The following is a 20,590-nucleotide window of genomic DNA, read 5'->3' on the forward strand; positions in this document are numbered from 1 at the left end:
ACGACGATGAGCCAGGCGCAAGGCAACGAGCACGGCGACCACGCGGGTCCCGCCGTGCCGCAGACCCGCACCGCACGCCACCGCCGGATCGTGGACATCCTCAACCGGCAGCCGGTGCGCTCCCAGAGCCAGCTGGCGAAGCTGCTCGCCGACGACGGTCTGAGCGTCACCCAGGCGACGCTCTCCCGGGACCTGGACGAACTGAACGCGGTCAAGATCCGCAACGCCGAGGGCGACCTGATCTACGCGGTGCCGAGCGAGGGCGGCTTCCGCACCCCGCGCGCACCGCTGGGCGAGTCGGCCAAGGAGGAGCGGATGCGACGCCTCTCCGCGGAACTCCTGATCTCCGCGGAGGCCTCGGCCAACCTCGTCGTCCTGCGCACGCCACCGGGCGCCGCCCAGTTCCTGGCATCGGCCATCGACCAGGCCGAACTGCACGACATCCTCGGCACGATCGCGGGCGACGACACGCTGATGCTGATCAGCAGGGAGCCTTCGGGGGGCCAGGCGCTGGCGGACCACCTGCTGCGGCTGGCGTCGAACGAGCACTGAGGGGTCGGCCGCGCGGCTCAGCTGCGGGGGCGGCGCGCCATCCACGCCGCCACCAACGCCCCCGACACGTTGTGCCACACGGAGAACACCGCCGCGGGCAGCGCCGCCAGCGGGCTGAAGTGGGCCGTGGCCAGGGACGCCGCGAGGCCCGAGTTCTGCATGCCGACCTCGAAGGCCATCGCCCGTGAGGCGGGCGGCCCGAGCCGGGCCAGTTTGCCCGCGCCGTAACCGAGCGCGAGACCGAGGCCGTTGTGCAGGAACACCGCGAGGAACACCAGGACGGCGGCCGACTTGATGGCCGCGGCGCTGCCCGCGACGACGATCGCCACGATGGCGGCGATGGTCAGCGCCGACAGCCAGGGCAGCGCGCCGAGGACCCGGTCGACGTACCGCCCGAAGAGCAGCCGCACCACCAGCCCCGCGAGCACGGGCAGCAGCACCGTCTTGAGGATGTCCGTCACCATCGAACCCGCGTCGACGGGCAGATACTCGCCCGCGAGCAGCAGCGTCAGCGGCGGTGTGATCAGCGGCGCGAGGACGGTCGAGACGGTGGCGACGGAGACGGACAGCGCCACGTCGCCGCGCGCCAGGTAGGTCACCACGTTCGACGCCGTGCCGCTCGGCGCGCACCCCACCAGGATCACACCGGCCGCCAACTGCGGTGACAGGCCGAGCGCGTGGGCGATCAGCCAGCCGAGCCCCGGCATGATGACGTAGTGCGCGACGAGCCCGAGCGCGACCGCCCAGGGCCGCTTGACCACGCCCTGGAAGTCGAGCGGGGTCATCGTCAGCCCCATGCAGAACATCACCACACCCAGCAGGTACGGGACGTTCGTTCCCCAGCCTTCGAAGGCGTCCGGCAGGGCGAGGCCGAGCGCGCCCGCGGCCAGGACGAGAACGGGAAAGACGGTGACGGCGCGGCGGGCGGCCCGGTCGGCCGTGCCCGTCCCGCCGACGGTGGAGCCGGTGTTCGTCTGTTCGGTCTGCACGGCGCGATGCAACGCCCCGGCCGTACGCGCGTGCAACCCCGTCTCGATATGTGGTCGCTACACGAGCTTCGGCTCAGGCGACGCTGGGCGGCAGGGGCAACGGCAGCCCCGGCAGCCCGTCGATGCTCTGCGCGATGTGGTCCTTCTTGGTGAAGTACGCGCTCAGCGAGGCGTCGTCCTCGCGCGCGAAGCGCTTGGCGTGCAGATCGCGGTCCTCGTCGTACGACATGAAGGGCACCGCGTAGCCGCACGTGTCGCGGACCAGGTCGGCCTTCACGACGATGACCGCGCGCAGACCGTGCGGAGTGGGGTCGATGTCGGGGAAGTGGCCGAGCAGGTCGGGGAAGCGCGGGTCGTCACGGAAGACGGGCTCGCCCCTGCCGTGCACGCGCACGATGTTGGGCGGTCCCTGAAAGGCGCACCACATGAGCGTGATGCGGCCGTTCTCCCTGAGGTGCGCGACGGTTTCGGCGTTGCTCCCCGCGAAGTCCAGGTAGGCGACGGTGAGTTCGTCGATGACCGCGAAGGAGCCCTTGAGGCCCTTGGGGGAGAGGTTGATCGTGCCGTCGTCGGCGAGGGGAGCGGTCGCCGTGAAGAACATCGGCTGCTCCTCGATGAAGGTGCGCAGCCTGCCGTCTATGCGTTCGTGAGTCTTTCCCATGCGGGGATTATCGGGGACAAGTACTTCGTCTGTCTAACGAACTTTCTCGCGCCGCCGGCCCACGCCACCCCTTGCTCGCTGGATTGACGAAACATACGGAGCACTGCATACTCATGCATAACAACGCATGAACGCACCGCAAGGAGGGCCCCGTGACCGAGCGCGTCGTACTCGCCTATTCGGGCGGTCTTGACACGTCCGTCGCCATCGGCTGGATCGCCGAGGAGACGGGGGCCGAGGTCATCGCCGTCGCCGTCGACGTCGGCCAGGGCGGCGAGGACCTGGACGTCATCCGCAAGCGCGCGCTCGCCTGCGGTGCCGTGGAGGCCGAGGTCGCCGACGCCAAGGACGAGTTCGCCGAGGAGTACTGCCTCCCGGCGATCAAGGCCAACGCCCTCTATATGGACCGCTATCCGCTGGTCTCCGCCCTCTCGCGGCCCACGATCGTCAAGCACCTGGTGGCCGCCGCCGAGAAGCACGGCGCCGGCACGGTCGCCCACGGCTGCACCGGCAAGGGCAACGACCAGGTGCGCTTTGAGGCCGGCATCGTCGCCCTCGCCCCCGGCCTCAAGTGCATCGCCCCCGTCCGTGACTACGCGATGACCCGGGACAAGGCGATCGCCTTCTGCGAGGAGAAGCAGCTCCCGATCGCGACGTCCAAGAAGTCGCCGTACTCCATCGACCAGAACGTCTTCGGACGGGCCGTCGAGACGGGCTTCCTGGAGGACATCTGGAACGCGCCGATCGAGGACATCTACGAGTACACCGCGAATCCGGCCGAGCCGCGCGAGGCCGACGAGGTCGTCATCTCCTTCGAGGCCGGTGTGCCGGTCGCCGTCGACGGCGAGCCCGTCACCGTCCTCCAGGCGATCCAGCGGCTCAACGAGCGCGCGGGCGCCCAGGGAATCGGCCGGATCGACATGGTCGAGGACCGCCTCGTCGGCATCAAGTCCCGCGAGGTGTACGAGGCGCCGGGCGCCCTCGCGCTCATCACCGCCCACCAGGAGCTGGAGAACGTCACCGTCGAGCGCGAACTGGCCCGCTACAAGCGGCAGGTCGAGCAGCGCTGGGGCGAACTGGTCTACGACGGCCTGTGGTTCTCGCCGCTCAAGCGGGCCCTCGACGGCTTCATCGAAGAGGCGAACCAGTACGTGACCGGCGACATCCGGATGACCCTGCACGGCGGCCGCGCCGTCGTCACCGGGCGCAGGTCCAGCGAGTCGCTCTACGATTTCCACCTCGCCACCTACGATTCGGGCGACACGTTCGACCAGTCCAAGGCGCAGGGCTTCATCGAGATCTTCGGTCTCTCGTCGAAGATCGCCGCCAAGCGGGACCTCGCGTAAGCGCGCGGCCCGCCGTACCAGCAACAGCCTTGAGGAGTACGTGCAGTGAGCAGCAACAACGGCGGTGACGTCCGGCTCTGGGGCGGACGGTTCGCCGACGGGCCCGCGGAGGCCCTGGCGAAGCTGTCGGCATCGGTCCACTTCGACTGGCGCCTGGCGCCGTACGACATCGCGGGATCCCGCGCCCACGCGCGCGTGCTCCACACGGCGGGCCTGCTCACCGACGACGAGCTGGCCGGGATGCTGGACGGGCTCGACCGTCTGGAGGCCGACGTGGCCGACGGATCGTTCGTCGGCACCATCGCCGACGAGGACGTCCACACCGCCCTGGAGCGGGGCCTCCTCGAACGGCTCGGCCCCGACCTCGGCGGCAAGCTGCGGGCCGGCCGGTCTCGCAACGACCAGGTGGCGACGCTCTTCCGGATGTACCTGCGCGACCACGCCCGGATCATCGGCGGCCTGCTCGCCGACCTCCAGGGCGCGCTCGTCGGTCTCGCCGAGGCGCACCCCGACGTCGCCATGCCGGGGCGCACACACCTTCAGCACGCCCAGCCGGTGCTCTTCGCGCACCACGTCCTCGCGCACGTCCAGGCGCTGTCCCGGGACGCGGAGCGGCTGCGGCAGTGGGACTCGCGGACGGCCGTGTCGCCCTACGGCTCGGGCGCGCTGGCCGGGTCCTCGCTCGGCCTCGACCCCGAGGCGGTCGCGCGGGACCTCGGCTTCGAGCACGGCTCGTCCGCCAACTCCATCGACGGGACGGCCTCGCGCGACTTCGTCGCGGAGTTCGCCTTCATCACCGCGATGATCGGCGTGAACCTCTCCCGGATCGCCGAGGAGGTCATCATCTGGAACACGAAGGAGTTCTCCTTCGTCACCCTCCACGACGCCTTCTCGACCGGCTCGTCGATCATGCCGCAGAAGAAGAACCCGGACATCGCCGAGCTGGCGCGGGGCAAGTCGGGCCGCCTCATCGGCAATCTGACGGGCCTGCTCGCCACGCTCAAGGCCCTCCCGCTCGCGTACAACCGCGACCTCCAGGAGGACAAGGAGCCGGTCTTCGACTCCTGCGACCAGCTGGAGATCCTGCTGCCCGCCTTCACCGGCATGATGGCGACGCTCACCGTCCACCGCGAGCGCATGGAGGAGCTGGCCCCGGCCGGCTTCTCGCTCGCTACCGACATCGCCGAGTGGCTGGTCAAGCAGGGCGTGCCGTTCCGTGTCGCGCACGAGGTCGCGGGCGAGTGCGTGAAGGTCGCCGAGGCCGAGGGCAAGGAGCTCGACGACCTCACCGACGACCAGTTCGCCGCCATCTCCGAACACCTCACGCCCGAGGTGCGCACCGTCCTGAACGTGCCCGGTGCGCTGGCCTCCCGCAGCGGCCGCGGCGGCACCGCGCCCTCGGCCGTCGCCGACCAGCTCGCCGACGTCAAGGCGGACCTGTCGGTGCAGAAGGAGTGGGTGAACGCCCGCAGGTGACGCGGGGGCGCCGCCGGCCACCGGGGGCGTCGCGAGCTTCCAGGGGCGTCGCGGGTTACGTTGACGGGGCACCCCCTACAACGAGGAGCCCGCGATGCCCTTCGCCCGGCTGGCCGAAGCCACGTCCCCGACCGCGCACATAGGGCTCGGTCTCGCCGCCGTCGGCAGGCCCGGCTACATCACGCTCGGCCGCGACACCGACCTGCCGCCGTCCCGCAGCGTCGAGGCCCTGCGCGAACGCACCTTCGAACTCCTCGACGCGGCCTACGCCTCGGGCGTCCGCTACGTCGACGTGGCGCGGTCGTACGGCCGCTCCGAGGAGTTCCTCGCCGACTGGCTGCGCGCCAGGCCGGACATCCGCGACGTCGTCATCGGCAGCAAGTGGGGCTATACGTACACGGCCGACTGGCGCACCGAGGTCGAGGGCCCGCACGAGGTCAAGGACCACAGCCCGGCGGCGTACGCCCGTCAGCGCGCCGAGACCGCCGCTCTGCTCGGCGACCGGCTCGACCTCTACCAGATCCACTCCGTGACGCCCGAGAGCCCGGCGCTCACCGACAAGGAACTCCACGCCCGCCTCGCCGAGCTCGCGGCCGAGGGCGTCACCGTCGGCCTCTCCGTGAGCGGCCCGGGACAGGCGGCCGCGATCCGCGCCGCCCTCGCCGTGACCGTCGACGGGGAGCCGCTCTTCCGCACCGTCCAGGCGACGTACAACATCCTGGAGACCTCCGCGGGGCCCGCGCTCGCCGAGGCGCACGACGCGGGGCTCACCGTGATCGTCAAGGAGGGCCTGGCCAACGGCCGGCTCGCCGGACCGTACGCGCCGCCCGCGCTGCGCGAGGTCGCCGAGGAGACGGGGCTCGGCTGCGACGCGGTGGCGCTGGCCGTCCTGCTGGCCGAACCCTGGACCGGCGTGGTCCTGTCCGGCGCGGCCACCTCGGTCCAGCTCGTCTCCAACCTGCACGCCGCCGCCGTCGACCTGGACGCCGGGCAGGTGGAGCGGCTCGTGGGGCTCACCCAGGACCCCGCCGCGTACTGGGAGGGCCGCGCGCGGCTGCCCTGGAACTGACGGCCCGCCCGGCCACTGAGACGTCTTTGTCTCAGTAGGCTTATGGTTGTCTCATGTCAGTCGATCGCGATCAGGTCCTGCGCACCGCCGCGGCCCTGCTCACCCGCAAGGCAACCGCCACCATGGACGAGGTCGCCCGCGCCGCGGGCATCAGCAGGGCGACCCTCCACCGCCACTTCGCCGGCCGCGACGCGCTCGTCCTCGCCCTGGAAGAGCTGGGCCTCCAGGAGTGCGAGGCCGCCCTCGGGCGCGCCGGGCTCGACGAGGGCGGCGCGGGCGACGCCCTGCGGCGCCTGGTGAAGGAGCTCGAGCCGGCCGCCGGGCTGCTCGCGTTCCTCTACACCGAGAACCAGCTCTTCGAGGGCGACGCGCAGCACGAGGGCTGGTCCCGTATCGACGAGCGGCTCGCTGCGCTCTTCCGGCGCGGCCAGGAGAGCGGCGAGTTCCGCATCGACCTGACCCCTGCCTGGCTGACCGAGGCGCTCTACGGCCTCATCGGCTCCGGCGCCTGGGCCGTCCAGGACGGCCGGGTGGCCGCCAACGACGTCTCGTACATGATCGCCGAGCTGCTGATCGGCGGCGTACAGCGGAGAGTGGACTCATGACCAGCATTCACCGGCCGACAGCGGCACCGGAGGCGGAGCGCAGCCCCGGCCGCTGGCTCGCGCTCGCCGTGCTCGCGCTGGCCGTGCTCCTGGTCGCCGTCGACGCGACCGTGCTCGGCCTGGCGACGCCGTACATCAGCGAGGACCTCAAACCCTCCGGCACCCAGCTGCTGTGGATCGGAGACGTCTACTCCTTCGTGATCGCGGGCCTGCTCGTCTCCATGGGCAGCCTCGGTGACCGCATCGGCCGCAAGAAGCTGCTGCTCACCGGAGCCGTCGCCTTCGGCGCGGTGTCGGTCCTCAACTCCTACGCCACCAGCCCCGAGCTGATGATCCTGGCCCGTGCGCTGCTCGGTGTCGCGGGCGCGACGCTGATGCCGTCGACGCTGGCGCTGATCCGGAACATCTTCCACGACCCGCGCGAGCGCAGCCTCGCGGTCGGCATCTGGGGCGCCATGGCCTCCGCGGGCGCGGCCGTCGGGCCCGTCGTCGGTGGCTTCCTGCTCGAACACTTCTGGTGGGGCTCGGTCTTCCTCATCAACCTGCCGGTGATGGCCGTGCTCGTCCTCGTCGGCATCAAGTTCCTGCCCGAGTCCAAGAACCCGGCGCCGGGACCCTGGGACCTGATCAGTGTCGCGCTCTCGCTCATCGGCATGATCGCGGTGGTGTACGCCATCAAGGAAGCGGCCGCGCACGGGCTGCGCTGGGACGCCGTGACGGCCGCCGTCGTCGGTGTCGCCGCGCTCGTCTGGTTCGTACGCCGCCAACTCACGCTCCCCGCGCCGCTCCTGGACATGCGGCTCTTCCGCAACCGCGGGTTCTCGGGCGCGGTCCTCGCCGACCTGCTGACCGTCCTCGGCCTGTCCGGCCTGGTCTTCTTCCTCTCCCAGTTCCTGCAACTGGTCCAGGGCAGGCGCCCGTTCGAGGCGGGCCTCGCGGAACTGCCCGCCGCGGTGGGCGCGGTGGGGGCGGGCCTCATCGCGGGCATGGTGGCCCGGCGGTTCTCGGTACGGGTCGTGGTCGCCGGCGGCCTCGCGGCGGTCGGCCTCTCGCTCGCCGCGCTCACGGGGCTGAGCCAGCACACCGGCTATCCGCTGCTCGGCGCGTCGCTCCTGGTCGTCGGTATCGGCGCGGGCTTCTCGTTCACCGTGACCGCCGACGTCATCCTCTCCAGCGTCCCCAAGGAACAGGCGGGCGCGGCCTCCGCGGTCTCCGAGACGGCGTACGAACTGGGCGCGGCCCTCGGCATCGCCCTGCTGGGCTCCATCGTCACCGGTGTCTACCGCGACTTCACGGCCCCACCGGGCACGCCGCCCGACGTGGCGTCCGCCTCGCACGAATCGCTCGGCGGCGCGGTGGAGTCGGTGGCGGATCTTCCGTCCGCGCAGGCGGACGTGCTTCTCTCAGCGGCCCAGACGGCCTTCGTCGACGGGCTTCGCCTCGCGGCGGGCGTCGGGGCGGGGGTTCTCCTCGTGACCGCGGCGGTCGCCTGGTTCCTCCTGAAGGACCAGAAACTGGAGGACGGCCCGGGCCCCGAACACTGACCGCTGCGCGGGGCGGGTTCGTCGGCCGCGGGCCGGTGGGGGCGGGCCGCGCAGTTCCCCGCGCCCCTGACGGGGCGCCGTTCATCGCCGTCTGCTGCGGGTCTTTCAGGGGCGCGGGGAACTGCGCGCCCAGCCACACACAACCCGCACCCGCCAAACAAGCCCAAGTAATCCGCTCAAGCCCCGCAGGCCTACGCGGCCTTCGCCTTCGTGGCGTACATGTCCACGTACTCCTGCCCCGACAGCAGCATGACCTCCGTCATCACGGAGTCCGTCACCGCGCGCAGCACATAGCGGTCGCGGTCCATCCCGTCGTACCGGGAGAACTCCATCGCCTCGCCGAAGCGGACCGTCACCTTGCCGGGCCGCGGCAGCCCCTTGCCGCCGGGCTGGAGCTTGTCCGTGCCGATCATCGCGAAGGGGACGACGGGCGCGCCGGTCATCAGGGTGAGGCGGGCGATGCCCGTACGCCCCCGGTAGAGCCGGCCGTCGGGGGAGCGCGTCCCCTCGGGGTAGATGCCGAAGACCTTGCCGTCGTCGAGGATGCGCCGGCCGGTCATCAGCGCGGCGACACCGCCGCGACCGCCGTCCCGGTCGACCGGGATCATGCCGACGCCGGTGAAGAACCACGCCATGAGGCGGCCCTTGAGGCCCTTGCCGGTGACGTACTCGTCCTTGCCGATGAAGAACACCGGCCGGTTGGTCACGAGCGGCAGGATCATCGAGTCGATGAACGTCAGGTGGTTTCCGGCCAGGATGACGGGCCCGGTCCCCGGGATGTTCTCGGCGCCTTCTACCCGTGGGCGGAACATCAGGCGCAAGATCGGTCCGAGCACTGCCTTGATGAGCGCTAGACGGGACAACAGGCCCTCCGGTGTCAACGGGTCGACGACGAGTAAGTGCAGGTGAGTACGGTACTCGCGGGCCACCGCCCTTTGCACATCGGGTTCATGGGCCCGATACGCAGTGTTGACCTGATTCCGTGCGGTGTCGCCCGGGGCCGTCGCCCGTGGGACGACCGTATCCCCGCGGGGTCGCTGTGGCCCGAATCAGTGGTTCTTGTCACGCACACCGTTCGCTCCGCGTGGTGGCCGCTCGGCACGCACCACCACCCCCATGGTGCGCCCACTCGCCACGCCACGTCACCCCGCCGTTCCTTCAGGGGTCTCCCACAGGTCACTTGTGGCCACCTACGATCAGTCCCGCTTTGTCAGGTGCAAGGCAGCGGTACATCGGGAGGAGCGCCAATGGCGACGCAGGAGTCGGGGCAGCAGCAGTCGGGGACCAGCCGGGGGCGTCGAGCGGTACTGGGGGCGGCGATCCTCGGTGCGGGCACCGCCGCCGTGGGACTGCCCGGCGTGGCGAGAGCGGACGAACGGCACGGCGACGGGCACGGCAGACATGGCGGATACAAGTCGCTGCCCGTGCCGACGGTCGTGGCCCACCGGGGCGCCAGCGGCTATCGGCCGGAACACACGCTCGGCTCGTACCAGCTCGCCCTCGACATGGGCGCGCACGTCATCGAGCAGGACGTCGTGCCCACCAAGGACGGCCATCTCGTCTGCCGTCACGAGAACGACATCACGGCGACGACGGACGTCTCGGCCCACCCCGAGTTCGCCTCCCGCAAGACCACCAAGTCCGTCGACGGCACCAGCCTCACCGGCTGGTTCACCGAGGACTTCACGCTCGCCGAGCTGAAGACGCTGCGCGCCAAGGAGCGCATCCCCGGCACCCGCCAGCGCAACACCCTCTACGACGGCCGCTGGGACGTCCCCACCCTCGAAGAGGTCTTCCGCTGGGCCGAGAAAGAGGGCCGCAAGCGCGGGAAGCCCATCTGGCTGCACATCGAGACCAAGCACCCCACGTACTTCCGCAAGCTGGGCCTCGGCCTCGAAGAGCCGCTCGCCAAGCTCCTGCGCCGCTACGGCAGGCATCGGAAGAACTCGCCCACCTTCCTGCAGTCCTTCGAGCCCAGCAGCATCCAGCGCCTGGCCAAACTGGTCTCGGCGCCGCGCGTCGTGCTCCTGTCCAGCGCGAACTCCCGCCCCTGGGACTTCGTCGAGGCGGGCGACCCGCGCACCGTCGCCGACCTGATCAAGCCCGAGGGGCTGCGGTGGATGGCGCGCTTCGCGCAGGGCATCGGCCCGACCCTCGACCTGATCATCCCGAGGAAGGCCGACGGCAGCCTCGGCACCCCGACCACGCTCGTCGACGACGCGCACGCGGCCGACCTGATCCTGCACCCGTACACGATGCGCAACGAGAACACCTTCCTGCCCGCGAACTTCAGGAAGGGCACCGACCCGGCCGCCTACGGAGACGCCTTCGGCGCCTTCAAGACCTACTTCGCGACGGGCATCGACGGCATCTTCTCCGACAACCCGGACACCGCCCTGCTCGCCGCCGCCGACTTCGTCAACCGGTGAGGTCGCGGCCCCGGTTGGGGTGAGACACGGCCGCTCCGGAAACCCGGCGCCGGAGCGGCCGCGTCCCGCCGTGCATGACGTACGACCTCATCCCCACGCTCATCCCCACCCTGCGCCCGCTGCTCGCCGCCGAGGCGTCCGCGGAGGCGCTCGGCTCGGGCACCGATCCCGGCGACCTCGAACAGGCCGTCTGGCTGCGCCTGTTGGAGAGCCTGGAGTCCGACGGGCCGCCCGCCGACCCGGCGCTGTGGCTGCGCGGCGCCGTCCAGGCCGAGGCGCGCCGCACCCGGCGTACGAGCCGACAGGAAGCGGCGTACGCGACCGAGCCCGCCGACGACGCCGAGCGTGGCCCCGAGCAGCGCGCCCTGACCGCCGACCGGGACCGCGCGCTGCACGCCGCGGTGCGCAGGCTGCCCGGCCGCTGCCCCCGTCTCATGGCCGCACTTCTGTCCCCCGAAGACCTCACCTACCGAGAAATCGCAGGGGAGTTGGGAATGTCACAGGGGAGTCTGGGGCCAGAACGTTCCCGTTGCCTGGGATGCCTGCGCAGAATGCTGGCGGCGGAGGTTGCGGCTCCAGCCCTGCGGGGAATGGAGCGTTAGACAACCGGTGGAGCAGGTGAGCGGGAGGCATGCACACATGGGCATGAGCGTGACCATCTCGGAGGCGGCGGCCGACGACCAGGACGCCGCCGAACAGATCCTCAAACTGCAGTACCTCTGCTACCAGAGCGAGGCCGAGCTCTACGGCGACTACTCGATCGAACCCCTGACCCAGTCCCTCGACTCCGTCAGGGCGGAGCTGGCCGCGGGCACGGTCCTGGTGGCCCGGCTCGGCACCGAGGTGGTGGCCTCCGTGCGCGGCACGGTCGACGCCGACGGCACCGCGCGCATCGGCAAGCTCATCGTCCACCCGAGGATGCAGCGGCACGGCCTCGGCGGCCGGCTCCTCGACGCCATAGAGCTCCGCCTCGGTGCGGACGGCACCGCGAAGTCCTTCCAGCTCTTCACCGGCCACCGCAGCGAACAGAACCTCCAGCTGTACCGCAAGCACGGCTATGCCCCGGTCAAGACCCAGCGCGTCGACGACCGGCTCACGGTCGTGACCCTCGCCAAGGACTCGGACACGAGCGGCGAAGGCGTGTCCCGCGTCACATTGACGGCCTGATCCGACGCGCGTTGACTCACCCCGCTGTGAACATCGCGTGACGATGTTCTGAACACTGGGTGGGGACTATAGATGCGTACTTTTCAGGAGCGGTGCACGCGGTACTCGGCTGCCCTGGTGTTACCGGTGCTGCTTGGCGCGGTCGCGTGCGGTGGCGGCTCCGGCGACGCCGAGGACCGGGCCGACGCGAAGAAGGGGGCCCGGGCCTCGCAGGGGGTGAAGGCCGGAGGGGCGGCCGACCGGGATCGGCCGGCCGCCCTGAAGGCCATGGCCCTCACCAACGCCGACGTGGGCGCGCGGCACCGGATCCGGGCCCTGAACAACGGGGTGGCCGCCGCCTACGGAAAAGCGGAATCCAGTGCCACCCCGGCCCGGTGCCGCCCGCTGGACCAGATGCTGTCGTACAGCTCCAGCCCGCAGCCGAAGGCCTTCCACCCCTACTCCGTCATCGAGAAGGGCTCCACGTACACCGAGCCGAAGGGCACCGAGCTCGTCGTCGGGCTCGCCGCGCACGACACGGCCGGCGCCAAGAAGGTGATGGCCGGGCTCCGCGAAGCGGTGGCGAAGTGCGGCAGCGGCTTCGAGAGCGCCAAGGGGACGTACGGCGACGTCGAGGACTGGCCCGCCCAAGGTCTCGGTGACGACGCCGTCGCGTACGTCCTCCAGGGCGGCGTCAACGGCGAGTCGGCGAGCGCCCGGTACACCGTGATCCGCAGCGGCTCGACCGTCGTCACCTTCCAGGCCACCAACCTCGAAGCGCCCTGGGAACTCACCGGGCCCGATCTCGACCTGATCGACGCCCAGCTGGACCGGGTGACGAAGGCGCAAGCCGGGGCCTGACGCGCGGGGGCCGGGCTCTCAGCTCCGGAGGCACTCAGCTCCGGAGGCTCTCAGCTCCGGAGGGGCTCGGCCCCGGGCGTGCTCAGCGCCCCGCCCTGCGCGCCTTCATCAGCCAGAAGATCGCCGTCACCGGCAGGATCACCGGGATGAAGAGGTAGCCCATCCCGAAGTCCGACCACACCGTGGCGTCCGGGAAGGCGGACGGCTCCACCAGCGTCCACGTGCCCACGCCGAGCACGCCGACCAGCTCGGCGGCGCAGCACACGAGCGCCGCCGTGCGGGCCGTGCTCCCGCCGCGCACCAGCGAGTACGTGATGAAGCCGTAGACGAGGCCCGCGAGCGCGGAGAGCGAGTACGCGAGCGGGGCCTTGTCGAAGTCCGTGGAGATCTGCACGGCCGAGCGCGACACGGCGCCGACGACCATCACGCCGTACAGCCACACCAGCAGGATGCCCGGCCCGGCGATCAGCTTCTGGCGGGTGCCACGGGGCTCGCTCTCTTCGGTCACCGTCACCTCAGCCTCCCCAGATGTCATAGAGCCGTACTTCGAGCACCGCGAGCACCACGCCGCCCGCGGCGACCGTCAGGGAGCCCCAGCGGCTGCGCTCGGCCAGCGACATGAAGCCCGCCGCGGGGACGCACGCAAAAGCGCCGATGAGATAGGCCACGAAGATCACCGTGCCCTGTTCCGCCTGCTCGCCGCGGGCGAGCTGGACGATGCCGGCGACCAGCTGGACGGCGGCCAGCAGGGTCACCACGCCCATGCCGATGAAGTGCCAGTCCTTGGTCGGCTGGTCGCGGTACGCGGCGAAACCGCACCAGGCGGCGAGGGCGAGCGCGGCCACCGAGGTCGCGATCGTCAGGGCAACAAGCATGCCCGTGACTTTATTACGGGTCCTCCGGCCCGCCGCGTCCGGCCCTGGGACCCCCGCGTCCGGCCCTCGGCCCCCTGCACCGTCCGTGGGAGCGCCCCGTACGCTCGATGCTCATGAAGATCCATGCTGACGCGCTCCTGTTCGACAACGACGGCACTCTCGTCTCCTCCCTGGAGTCGGTGTACCGCTGCTGGACGCGGTGGGCGCGGGAGTACGGGATCACCGCGGAGGAGTTCGGCCGGGTCGAGCTGCACGGGCGTCCCGCCGCCGACATCGCCGCAGACCTGCTGCCGCCGGAGAAGGTCGCCGAGGCCGTCGCCCGCATCGACGAGCTGGAGGTCTCCGACGTCGCGGGCGGTGTCGTGCTGCTGCCCGGTACGCGTGAGCTCCTGGACTCCCTGCCGATGGACCGCTGGGCCGTGGTGACCTCGGCGACCCGCGTCCTCGCCGAGGCCAGGCTCGCCGAGGTCGGCATCCGCCCCGGCCTCCTCATAGCCGCCGACGACATCACGCACGGCAAGCCCGACCCGGAGCCCTTCCTCCTCGCGGCCGAGAAGCTCGGCGCCGACCCCGCGCGCTGCGTCGTCTTCGAGGACGCGCCGGCCGGACTCCAGGCGGGCCGGGCCGCGGGGATGACCACCGTGGCGTTGGCCACAACGCACGACGCCTCCGAGCTCTCCGCCGATGTGGTCGTCAAGGACCTCTCCGCCGTGTCCGCGCAGGCCACGGCGGGCGGCGTGGAGATCGTGACCGCCGACTGACCCGCCGGCGTCGCGCGTCCGTCGCCGTCCCACCGCTGTCCGTAATGCGGACAGCGGTGGCGGACGCCGACCTCACGCGTGTTTTACTTGGCCCCATGACCACGACGAGCAGCCGCACCCTTGCGACCGAGGCGATCACGACGCCCGGTGCTCGTTGTATGTGTCGAATGTGCGCCTTCTGAGGGCCCCCGCACCACCTCTGAGCCTCGCGCCCCGAAGCGAAGCCGCTGTGCCGCTCCCGACCGACGTACTCGATGAACCCCATGGAGTCGACAAGTCGACGTAGGAGGCGAGCCGGCCCCCGCGCACACGTCCTCCGGTTCCACCGCACCACCACCGCGAGAACCGTGCCGCGTTCCGAACGAATGCCCCGTGCCCGGCGCATCCCGCGCCGCGCACTCGACAGTGACGGAAACCCCTGTGATCACCACTTCCGGCCTCACCAAGGTCTACCGCTCACGCGGTCGTGAAGTAACCGCCCTCGACGGAGTCGACCTGCACGTCCGCGAGGGCGAGGTGTACGGCGTCATCGGCCAGTCCGGCGCCGGCAAGTCCTCCCTGATCCGCTGCGTCAACCTCCTCGAGCGCCCCACCTCCGGCACCGTGACCGTCGCCGGCCAGGACCTCACCGCCCTGGCGGGACGCGGTCCGCGCGCGGGCAAGGAACTGCGCCGGGCCCGCAGCCGCATCGGCATGGTCTTCCAGCACTTCAACCTGCTGTCCTCCAGGACCGTGCAGGACAACGTCGAGCTGCCGCTGGAGATCCTCGGTCTCAGTGGCGCCGAGCGCTCCCGCAAGGCGCTCGAACTGCTCGACCTGGTCGGTCTCGCCGACAAGGCGAAGTCCTATCCGGCCCAGCTCTCCGGCGGCCAGAAGCAGCGCGTCGGCATCGCCCGCGCCCTGGCCGGCGACCCGAAGGTGCTGCTCTCCGACGAGGCGACCAGCGCCCTCGACCCCGAGACGACCCGCTCCATCCTCCAGCTCCTGCGCGACCTCAACCAGCAGCTCGGCCTGACCGTCCTGCTCATCACGCACGAGATGGACGTCGTCAAGAGCGTCTGCGACTCCGCCGCCCTCATGGAGCGCGGACAGATCATCGAGTCCGGCACCGTCAGCGAGCTGCTCGCGACGCCGGGATCCGAGCTCGCCGCCGCGCTCTTCCCGGTCAGCGGTGAGGCCACGGGCGACGACCGCACCGTCGTCGACGTGACCTTCCACGGCGAGGCCGCCACCCAGCCGGTCATCTCCCAGCTGTCGCGCACGTACAACATCGACATCTCGATCCTCGGCGCCGCGATGGACACCGTCGCGGGCCGCCAGGTCGGCCGCATGCGCATCGAGCTGCCCGGCCGCTTCGAGGAGAACGTCGTCCCGATCGGCTTCCTGCGCGAGCAGGGGCTGCAGGTCGACATCGCGGGCGAAGACCCCGCGCCGACGCCGAAGAGCGAGCCGCTGCTGGTCAAGGAAGGTGCCAAGTGACCTGGTCGGAGATGCAGCCCCTGCTGGAGCAGGCCTGTTGGGACACCCTCTACATGGTGGGCTGGTCGACGCTGATAGCCGTCGCCGCCGGACTGCCGCTCGGCATCCTGCTCGTCCTCACCGAGCGCGGCGGGCTGCTGCAGAACGCCCTCCTCAACAAGGTGATCGGGCAGATCGTGAACATCGCGCGCTCGATGCCCTTCATCATCCTGATGGTCGCCCTGATGGGCTTCACGCGCTGGATCACCGGCACCACGATCGGCCGCGAGGCCGCGCTCGTGCCGCTGGCCATCGGCGCCATCCCGTTCTTCGCGCGCCTGGTGGAGACCTCCATCCGTGAGGTCGACGGCGGGCTCGTCGAAGCCGTGCAGTCGATGGGCGGCTCCACCTGGACCGTCGTGCGCAAGGTCCTCGTCCCGGAGTCGCTGCCCTCGCTGATCTCCGGCGCCACCACCACGATCGTCGCCCTCATCGGCTACTCCGCCATGGCGGGCACCGTCGGCGGCGGCGGCCTCGGCGACCTCGCCCTGCGCTACGGCTACCAGCGCTTCGAGACCGAGCTCATGTGGATCACCGTGGCGATCCTCGCCGTGGTCATCTCGATCATCCAGTTCGTGGGCGACTACGCGGCCCGCAGGCTGCACAAGCGCGGCGGCGGCTCCGGCCGGCTGCTGCTCTTCCGGCCGCTGCGCGGCACGCTGCCCGGCACGGTCGCCGCCGAGTCGACCACGAAGACCGGCTGACCGGCCCCACCGGCGCCACCGCAGACTTCCCCGCACACCAACGCGGGGCTGCACCACCCATGGAGAAAGGCACTTTTCGTGCGTAACACCGCCAAGATCACCACCGCTGTCCTCGCCGCCGGAGCCCTCACTCTCGGGCTCTCCGGCTGCGGCTCCGACAAGGGCTCCGGCGACAAGGACGGCCCGCTCGTCGTCGCCGCGACCCCGACGCCGCAGGGCGAGATCCTGGACTACGTCCAGAAGAACCTCGCCAAGAAGGCGGGCCTCGACCTCGAGGTGAAGGAATTCACCGACTACGTCACGCCGAACACCGCCGTGGAACAGGGCGAGGTCTTCGCCAACTACTTCCAGCACAAGCCGTACCTGGACGACTTCAACAAGAAGCGCGGCACCGACATCGTGCCCGTCCCGGGAGCCACGGTTCACCTGGAGCCGCTCGGCGTCTACTCGCAGAAGGTCAAGAAGCTCGGTGAGCTGAAGAACGGCGCCACCGTCGCCATTCCGAACGACACCACCAACGAGGCCCGCGCGCTCAAGCTCCTCGCGGACAACGGCATCATCGAGCTGAAGAAGGGCGTGGGCTACGAGGCCACCCCCAAGGACATCGCCAAGAACCCCAAGAACATCAAGTTCAAGGAGCTCGAGGCCCCCACGGTGCCCCGCACCCTGGCCGACGTCGACGCCGCGGTGATCAACGGCAACTACGCCCTGGAGGCCAAGCCCGCGCTCAGCCCCGCCAAGGACGCCATCGCCGCCGAGCCCGCCAAGGGCAACCCCTACGGCAACTTCCTCGCCGTCAAGAAGGGCGACGAGAACGACCCGCGCGTGAAGAAGCTCGCCAAGCTCCTCACCTCGCCCGAGGTCAAGAAGTTCATCGACGACAAGTACGACGGCGCCGTCGTCGCGGCGTTCTGATCGTGCGCACGCCCGCCATCGCCGCCGCGGCGGGGGCCCTGACCCTGGCTCTGGGCCTCACCGCGTGCGGCGCCGACACCGGGAACGACGGCGAGCTCGTGGTCGGCGCCACCCCGACGCCGGCCGGCGAGGTCCTCGCGTACATCGAGCAGCACCTCGCGAAGAAGGAGGGCCTCGACCTGCGGATCACGGAGTTCACGGACTACGTCACGCCGAACACCGCGCTCCAGGAGGGCTCCCTCGACGCCAACCTGTACCAGCACACCCCGTACCTCGAGGACTTCAACAAGTCGAAGGACGCGGACCTGGTACCGGTCACCGAGGTGTACCTGCCCCCGATGGGTGTGTACGCGAAGAAGGTCAAGGACGTCGCCCGGCTCCCCGAGGGCGCGACCGTGGGTGTCCCGAACGACACGACCAACGAGGGCCGGGCGCTCCAACTGCTCGCCTCCAAGGGCCTCATCGGGCTCAAGAAGGGCGTCGGCGGCACCGCGACGCCCGAGGACATCACGTCCAACCCGAAGAAGCTCACCGTCAAGCCGCTCGAACCGGCGCAGCTGCCGCGCTCCCTCGACGACCTCGACGCGGCGGTCATCAACAACAACTACGCGCTCGACGCGAAGCTCAGCCCCAAGAAGGACGCGATCCTCCTCGAGTCCCCGAAGAGCAACCCCTACAACAACGTCCTCGCCGTCAAGAAGGGCGACGAGGACGACCCGCGGGTCAGGAAGCTGGCGAAACTGCTGACTTCACCCGAGGTGAAGAGGTTCATCGAGGACAAGTACAGGGGTTCCGTCCTGCCCGTCCGGGCGGGCTGAACGGCCTCACGCGCGCGTGCCACCCACGGGGTCCTCCTCCACACCGGGAGAGGACCCCGTGGTGCGTCTGCGCCCGCACATGCTGCATGCTGGGCACTTCAGAAGGCCGAAAGGTGAAGGTCCTTCAGGTCTATGAAGGTTACGGAGCGGCGCATGACTACAGCCTCCTCGGGCACATCGGGCACGTCGGGCTCGGCTGGGTTCCCCGACATCTCCATCAGCACGGAGCGGCTGGTGCTGCGCCCCCTCGAAGAGGCGGACGTCCCCGCGTACGCGGAGATGATGAACGACGAACAGGTCACTGCCTGGACCTCCGTGCCCGAGCCCTTCACCGAGGCCGACGCGCGCGACTGGATCACCCGACTGGCCCCCGCCGAGCGCGCCGAGGGCCGCGGCCTCGTCCTCGCCGTCACCGAATTCCTCACCCAGCGCCTCGTCGGCATCGTCCAACTCAAGTGCACCGACTGGCGCGTGCGCTCCACCGAACTGAACTACGTCGTCGCCCCCTGGGCCCGCGGCGAGGGCTACGCGTCGGAGGCGGCGCTCGCCACCGCCCAATGGCTGTTCCACGACCAGAAGTTCGAACGCATCGAACTGCGCACCGCCGCCGACAACACCGCCGCCCAGCAGGTCGCGCAGAAGATCGGCTGCATCAGCGAGGGCGTCCTGCGCGGCGCCTGGATAGCGCGCACGCGCAACGGCGGCGACCCCTTCGGCGGCTGGCTGCAGGTGCGCACCGACCTCATCGTCTGGAGCCTGTTGCCCGAAGACCTCGAAGGCGTCTCCGAGAGCCTCGCCGACAGCGGCTTCTCGGCCTTCTCCGACTGGAACTGACCCCGGTTCCAGCAGGTAGGCTCGCCCATGGCCGCGTGCCCGGCTGTCCCCACCGCAGCCGCCACCCCGCACTGACGACCCGCGAGAACCCAGGAGACAGACCAAGATGGCCGACCGGGTCACGGTGATCGGCTGGGACGGCACGCCGCTGACCGCGGCGGCGCGCTCCGCGCTCGGCGCGGCGACGCTCGTGGCGGGCGCCGCCCACCACCTGGCGCTCGACGAGCTCCCCGCCCGCGCCGAGAAGATCCGCCTCGGCAGCGTCGCCCTCGCCGCCCGCCGCATCGCCGCCCACCGCGGCACCGCCGTCGTCCTCGCCGACGGCGACCCCGGCTTCTTCGGCGTCGTACGCACCCTGCGCGCCCCGGAATTCGGCCTCGAAGTCGAAGTGGTGCCCGCCGTCTCCTCCGTCGCCCAGGCCTTCGCCCGCGCGGGCATGCCGTGGGACGACGCCGAGGTCGTGGTCGCCCACCGCCGCACCCTGCGCCGCGCCGTCAACGTCTGCCGCGCCCACCCCAAGGTCGCCGTCCTCACCTCGCCCGGCGCGGGCCCCGCGGAGCTCGGCCTGCTGCTCCAGGGCGTCCACCGCACCTTCGTGATCTGCGAGGAGCTCGGCACCGAGCGCGAGCAGGTCTCCGTCGTCACCTCCGACAACGCCGCCGACCACACCTGGCGCGACCCCAACGTCGTCATCGTCATCGGCGGCACCGCAGCGGCCGCCGACACCGGCTGGATCATGGGGCGCGAACCGACCCGCGGCACCCGCGGCTGGGCGCTGCCCGCCGCGGAGTACGGCGGCGACATCTGGCTCGGCGAGGGGGAGAACGACCGGCTGCGGGCGGCCCAGCTCGCCCGCCTCGGGCCGCGCCCGGGGGACCTCGTCTGGGACATCGGCTGCGGCAGCGGCGCCTTCACCGCGGAGGCGGCCCGCTTCGGCGCCGCCGTGATCGCCGTCGACCGCGACCCCGACGCCCTGGGCCGCACCACGGCGGCCGTCCGCCGCTTCGGCGTACAGGCGCAGACCGTGCACGGCGTCGCCCCGCACATCCTCGAAGACCTGCCCGAGCCCGATGTCGTACGCGTCGGGGGCGGGGGAGCCGCGGTGGTCTCCGCGGTCGCCGACCGCCGGCCGGAGCGCATCGTGACGCACGCCGCGACACGCGACGCCGCCGAACTCATCGGCAGGGACCTGAGCGAGCACGGGTACACCGTCGAGTGCGCTCTCCTGCAGTCCGTGGAGCTCGACACACGGGCCTGGCGCGAAGAGAAGCGGACGGTCGCGTTCCTGCTCTCGGGGCGGCTGCCCGACCGCTCCCCGTGACCCTGCCGACACAGAGCGCGGGGTAGGCTGGCCGATTGTTGTACTGCACCCGGGCGCCCAGCCGTTCATTGGTCGATGCCCGGAAACCCCGCCCGTTTTTGGGGGGTGTGTGGTACGGCATGACCGGAGGACGCGCAACGTGGCGCAGTCCACAGCGGGCCGTGGC

Annotated in this window: 22 protein-coding genes; 17 read left to right on the forward strand and 5 right to left on the reverse strand. The window is 70.9% G+C overall.

Annotation, left to right across the window (positions count from 1 at the left end; translation table 11 throughout):
- The first annotated feature begins 6 nt into the window (after nucleotides 1-6).
- Complete coding sequence (locus ACZ7LU_RS27285; protein ID WP_468717938.1) at nucleotides 7-552, forward strand: arginine repressor; 546 nt, start codon at nucleotides 7-9, stop codon at nucleotides 550-552.
- Between the two features lie 17 nt (nucleotides 553-569).
- Here ACZ7LU_RS27285 and ACZ7LU_RS27290 read toward each other — a convergent pair whose 3' ends face one another.
- Both ACZ7LU_RS27290 and ACZ7LU_RS27295 read right to left on the reverse strand, forming a co-directional pair.
- Nucleotides 570-1,541, reverse strand: coding sequence for a bile acid:sodium symporter family protein (locus tag ACZ7LU_RS27290; protein ID WP_471918275.1), 972 nt, complete (start codon nucleotides 1,539-1,541; stop codon nucleotides 570-572).
- Nucleotides 1,542-1,614: 73 nt separating this feature from the next.
- Nucleotides 1,615-2,202 carry a pyridoxamine 5'-phosphate oxidase family protein gene (locus ACZ7LU_RS27295; protein WP_471918276.1) on the reverse strand — a complete coding sequence of 196 codons (588 nt, stop codon included), beginning with the start codon at nucleotides 2,200-2,202 and terminating at the stop codon, nucleotides 1,615-1,617.
- Nucleotides 2,203-2,354: 152 nt separating this feature from the next.
- Between ACZ7LU_RS27295 and ACZ7LU_RS27300 the strand changes: the two genes are divergently transcribed.
- The 5 genes from ACZ7LU_RS27300 to ACZ7LU_RS27320 all read left to right on the forward strand — a co-directional run bounded on the left by ACZ7LU_RS27300 (nucleotide 2,355) and on the right by ACZ7LU_RS27320 (nucleotide 8,242).
- Nucleotides 2,355-3,548, forward strand: coding sequence for an argininosuccinate synthase (locus ACZ7LU_RS27300; protein ID WP_398311014.1), 1,194 nt, complete (start codon nucleotides 2,355-2,357; stop codon nucleotides 3,546-3,548).
- A gap of 45 nt (nucleotides 3,549-3,593) precedes the next feature.
- Nucleotides 3,594-5,024 (forward strand): argininosuccinate lyase, encoded by a 1,431-nt coding sequence (gene argH / locus ACZ7LU_RS27305; RefSeq protein WP_398311011.1) that lies wholly within the window; start codon nucleotides 3,594-3,596, stop codon nucleotides 5,022-5,024.
- Nucleotides 5,025-5,118: 94 nt separating this feature from the next.
- Nucleotides 5,119-6,093 (forward strand): aldo/keto reductase, encoded by a 975-nt coding sequence (locus ACZ7LU_RS27310; protein ID WP_471918277.1) that lies wholly within the window; start codon nucleotides 5,119-5,121, stop codon nucleotides 6,091-6,093.
- 53 nt (nucleotides 6,094-6,146) lie between these two features.
- Nucleotides 6,147-6,698 carry a TetR/AcrR family transcriptional regulator gene (locus ACZ7LU_RS27315; RefSeq protein ID WP_468092421.1) on the forward strand — a complete coding sequence of 184 codons (552 nt, stop codon included), beginning with the start codon at nucleotides 6,147-6,149 and terminating at the stop codon, nucleotides 6,696-6,698.
- On the forward strand, nucleotides 6,695-8,242 hold the full coding sequence (locus ACZ7LU_RS27320) for an MFS transporter (RefSeq protein ID WP_471918278.1): 1,548 nt from the start codon (nucleotides 6,695-6,697) through the stop codon (nucleotides 8,240-8,242). Before ACZ7LU_RS27315 ends, ACZ7LU_RS27320 begins: the two co-directional genes overlap by 4 nt.
- 191 nt (nucleotides 8,243-8,433) lie before the next feature.
- Here ACZ7LU_RS27320 and ACZ7LU_RS27325 read toward each other — a convergent pair whose 3' ends face one another.
- Nucleotides 8,434-9,054, reverse strand: coding sequence for a lysophospholipid acyltransferase family protein (locus tag ACZ7LU_RS27325; RefSeq protein ID WP_223828252.1), 621 nt, complete (start codon nucleotides 9,052-9,054; stop codon nucleotides 8,434-8,436).
- 435 nt (nucleotides 9,055-9,489) lie between these two features.
- Here ACZ7LU_RS27325 and ACZ7LU_RS27330 point away from each other — a divergent pair, with 435 nt between their 5' ends.
- The 4 genes from ACZ7LU_RS27330 to ACZ7LU_RS27345 all read left to right on the forward strand — a co-directional run bounded on the left by ACZ7LU_RS27330 (nucleotide 9,490) and on the right by ACZ7LU_RS27345 (nucleotide 12,678).
- A complete protein-coding gene (locus tag ACZ7LU_RS27330; RefSeq protein ID WP_468561441.1) occupies nucleotides 9,490-10,671 on the forward strand; it encodes a glycerophosphodiester phosphodiesterase in 1,182 nt (393 codons plus the stop codon).
- A gap of 74 nt (nucleotides 10,672-10,745) precedes the next feature.
- Nucleotides 10,746-11,273 (forward strand): RNA polymerase sigma factor, encoded by a 528-nt coding sequence (locus ACZ7LU_RS27335; RefSeq protein ID WP_471918279.1) that lies wholly within the window; start codon nucleotides 10,746-10,748, stop codon nucleotides 11,271-11,273.
- Between the two features lie 37 nt (nucleotides 11,274-11,310).
- Nucleotides 11,311-11,838, forward strand: a complete 528-nt coding sequence (locus tag ACZ7LU_RS27340; protein WP_470984539.1) for a GNAT family N-acetyltransferase — start codon at nucleotides 11,311-11,313, stop codon at nucleotides 11,836-11,838.
- A gap of 72 nt (nucleotides 11,839-11,910) precedes the next feature.
- Entirely contained in the window at nucleotides 11,911-12,678 is a 768-nt protein-coding gene (locus ACZ7LU_RS27345) for a hypothetical protein (protein WP_471918280.1), read from the forward strand.
- Between the two features lie 82 nt (nucleotides 12,679-12,760).
- Here the strand turns inward: ACZ7LU_RS27345 and ACZ7LU_RS27350 are convergent, their stop codons facing one another.
- Nucleotides 12,761-13,213 (reverse strand): hypothetical protein, encoded by a 453-nt coding sequence (locus ACZ7LU_RS27350; RefSeq protein WP_468092430.1) that lies wholly within the window; start codon nucleotides 13,211-13,213, stop codon nucleotides 12,761-12,763.
- Nucleotides 13,194-13,553, reverse strand: a complete 360-nt coding sequence (locus tag ACZ7LU_RS27355) for a hypothetical protein (RefSeq protein ID WP_468092432.1) — start codon at nucleotides 13,551-13,553, stop codon at nucleotides 13,194-13,196. The genes ACZ7LU_RS27350 and ACZ7LU_RS27355 overlap by 20 nt, the downstream gene beginning before the upstream one ends.
- 113 nt (nucleotides 13,554-13,666) lie before the next feature.
- Between ACZ7LU_RS27355 and ACZ7LU_RS27360 the strand changes: the two genes are divergently transcribed.
- The 7 genes from ACZ7LU_RS27360 (at nucleotide 13,667) to cbiE (ending at nucleotide 20,424) form a co-directional block, all read left to right on the forward strand.
- Nucleotides 13,667-14,314, forward strand: coding sequence for an HAD family hydrolase (locus ACZ7LU_RS27360; RefSeq protein ID WP_398310981.1), 648 nt, complete (start codon nucleotides 13,667-13,669; stop codon nucleotides 14,312-14,314).
- A 420-nt stretch (nucleotides 14,315-14,734) separates the two neighbouring features.
- Complete coding sequence (locus tag ACZ7LU_RS27365) at nucleotides 14,735-15,793, forward strand: methionine ABC transporter ATP-binding protein (protein ID WP_398310978.1); 1,059 nt, start codon at nucleotides 14,735-14,737, stop codon at nucleotides 15,791-15,793.
- The gene (locus ACZ7LU_RS27370) at nucleotides 15,790-16,536 is read left to right on the forward strand and encodes a methionine ABC transporter permease (RefSeq protein WP_471918281.1); all 747 of its coding nucleotides are present in this window, start codon (nucleotides 15,790-15,792) and stop codon (nucleotides 16,534-16,536) included. The genes ACZ7LU_RS27365 and ACZ7LU_RS27370 overlap by 4 nt, the downstream gene beginning before the upstream one ends.
- A gap of 78 nt (nucleotides 16,537-16,614) precedes the next feature.
- Nucleotides 16,615-17,451 carry a MetQ/NlpA family ABC transporter substrate-binding protein gene (locus ACZ7LU_RS27375; protein WP_398310972.1) on the forward strand — a complete coding sequence of 279 codons (837 nt, stop codon included), beginning with the start codon at nucleotides 16,615-16,617 and terminating at the stop codon, nucleotides 17,449-17,451.
- 2 nt (nucleotides 17,452-17,453) lie between these two features.
- Entirely contained in the window at nucleotides 17,454-18,269 is an 816-nt protein-coding gene (locus tag ACZ7LU_RS27380; RefSeq protein ID WP_398310969.1) for a MetQ/NlpA family ABC transporter substrate-binding protein, read from the forward strand.
- 153 nt (nucleotides 18,270-18,422) lie between these two features.
- A complete protein-coding gene (locus ACZ7LU_RS27385) occupies nucleotides 18,423-19,103 on the forward strand; it encodes a GNAT family N-acetyltransferase (RefSeq protein ID WP_468316365.1) in 681 nt (226 codons plus the stop codon).
- Between the two features lie 106 nt (nucleotides 19,104-19,209).
- Nucleotides 19,210-20,424: a precorrin-6y C5,15-methyltransferase (decarboxylating) subunit CbiE gene (gene cbiE / locus ACZ7LU_RS27390; RefSeq protein ID WP_468092444.1), complete on the forward strand. Its 1,215-nt coding sequence runs from the start codon at nucleotides 19,210-19,212 to the stop codon at nucleotides 20,422-20,424.
- Nucleotides 20,425-20,590: the final 166 nt, after the last annotated feature.

This window comes from Streptomyces sp. NPDC039462 (assembly GCF_055639375.1).

What these genes read in the sequence shown, in the direction of transcription:
- ACZ7LU_RS27285 (WP_468717938.1), top strand. Translation starts at nt 7, where the DNA reads ATGAGCCAGGCGCAAGGCAACGAGCACGGCGACCACGCGGGTCCCGCC.
- ACZ7LU_RS27295 (WP_471918276.1), bottom strand. Translation starts at nt 2,202, where the DNA reads ATGGGAAAGACTCACGAACGCATAGACGGCAGGCTGCGCACCTTCATC.
- ACZ7LU_RS27310 (WP_471918277.1), top strand. Translation starts at nt 5,119, where the DNA reads ATGCCCTTCGCCCGGCTGGCCGAAGCCACGTCCCCGACCGCGCACATA.
- ACZ7LU_RS27315 (WP_468092421.1), top strand. Translation starts at nt 6,147, where the DNA reads ATGTCAGTCGATCGCGATCAGGTCCTGCGCACCGCCGCGGCCCTGCTC.
- ACZ7LU_RS27320 (WP_471918278.1), top strand. Translation starts at nt 6,695, where the DNA reads ATGACCAGCATTCACCGGCCGACAGCGGCACCGGAGGCGGAGCGCAGC.
- ACZ7LU_RS27325 (WP_223828252.1), bottom strand. Translation starts at nt 9,054, where the DNA reads ATGTTCCGCCCACGGGTAGAAGGCGCCGAGAACATCCCGGGGACCGGG.
- ACZ7LU_RS27330 (WP_468561441.1), top strand. Translation starts at nt 9,490, where the DNA reads ATGGCGACGCAGGAGTCGGGGCAGCAGCAGTCGGGGACCAGCCGGGGG.
- ACZ7LU_RS27335 (WP_471918279.1), top strand. Translation starts at nt 10,746, where the DNA reads ATGACGTACGACCTCATCCCCACGCTCATCCCCACCCTGCGCCCGCTG.
- ACZ7LU_RS27340 (WP_470984539.1), top strand. Translation starts at nt 11,311, where the DNA reads ATGGGCATGAGCGTGACCATCTCGGAGGCGGCGGCCGACGACCAGGAC.
- ACZ7LU_RS27345 (WP_471918280.1), top strand. Translation starts at nt 11,911, where the DNA reads ATGCGTACTTTTCAGGAGCGGTGCACGCGGTACTCGGCTGCCCTGGTG.
- ACZ7LU_RS27350 (WP_468092430.1), bottom strand. Translation starts at nt 13,213, where the DNA reads ATGACATCTGGGGAGGCTGAGGTGACGGTGACCGAAGAGAGCGAGCCC.
- ACZ7LU_RS27355 (WP_468092432.1), bottom strand. Translation starts at nt 13,553, where the DNA reads ATGCTTGTTGCCCTGACGATCGCGACCTCGGTGGCCGCGCTCGCCCTC.
- ACZ7LU_RS27360 (WP_398310981.1), top strand. Translation starts at nt 13,667, where the DNA reads ATGAAGATCCATGCTGACGCGCTCCTGTTCGACAACGACGGCACTCTC.
- ACZ7LU_RS27385 (WP_468316365.1), top strand. Translation starts at nt 18,423, where the DNA reads ATGACTACAGCCTCCTCGGGCACATCGGGCACGTCGGGCTCGGCTGGG.
- cbiE (WP_468092444.1), top strand. Translation starts at nt 19,210, where the DNA reads ATGGCCGACCGGGTCACGGTGATCGGCTGGGACGGCACGCCGCTGACC.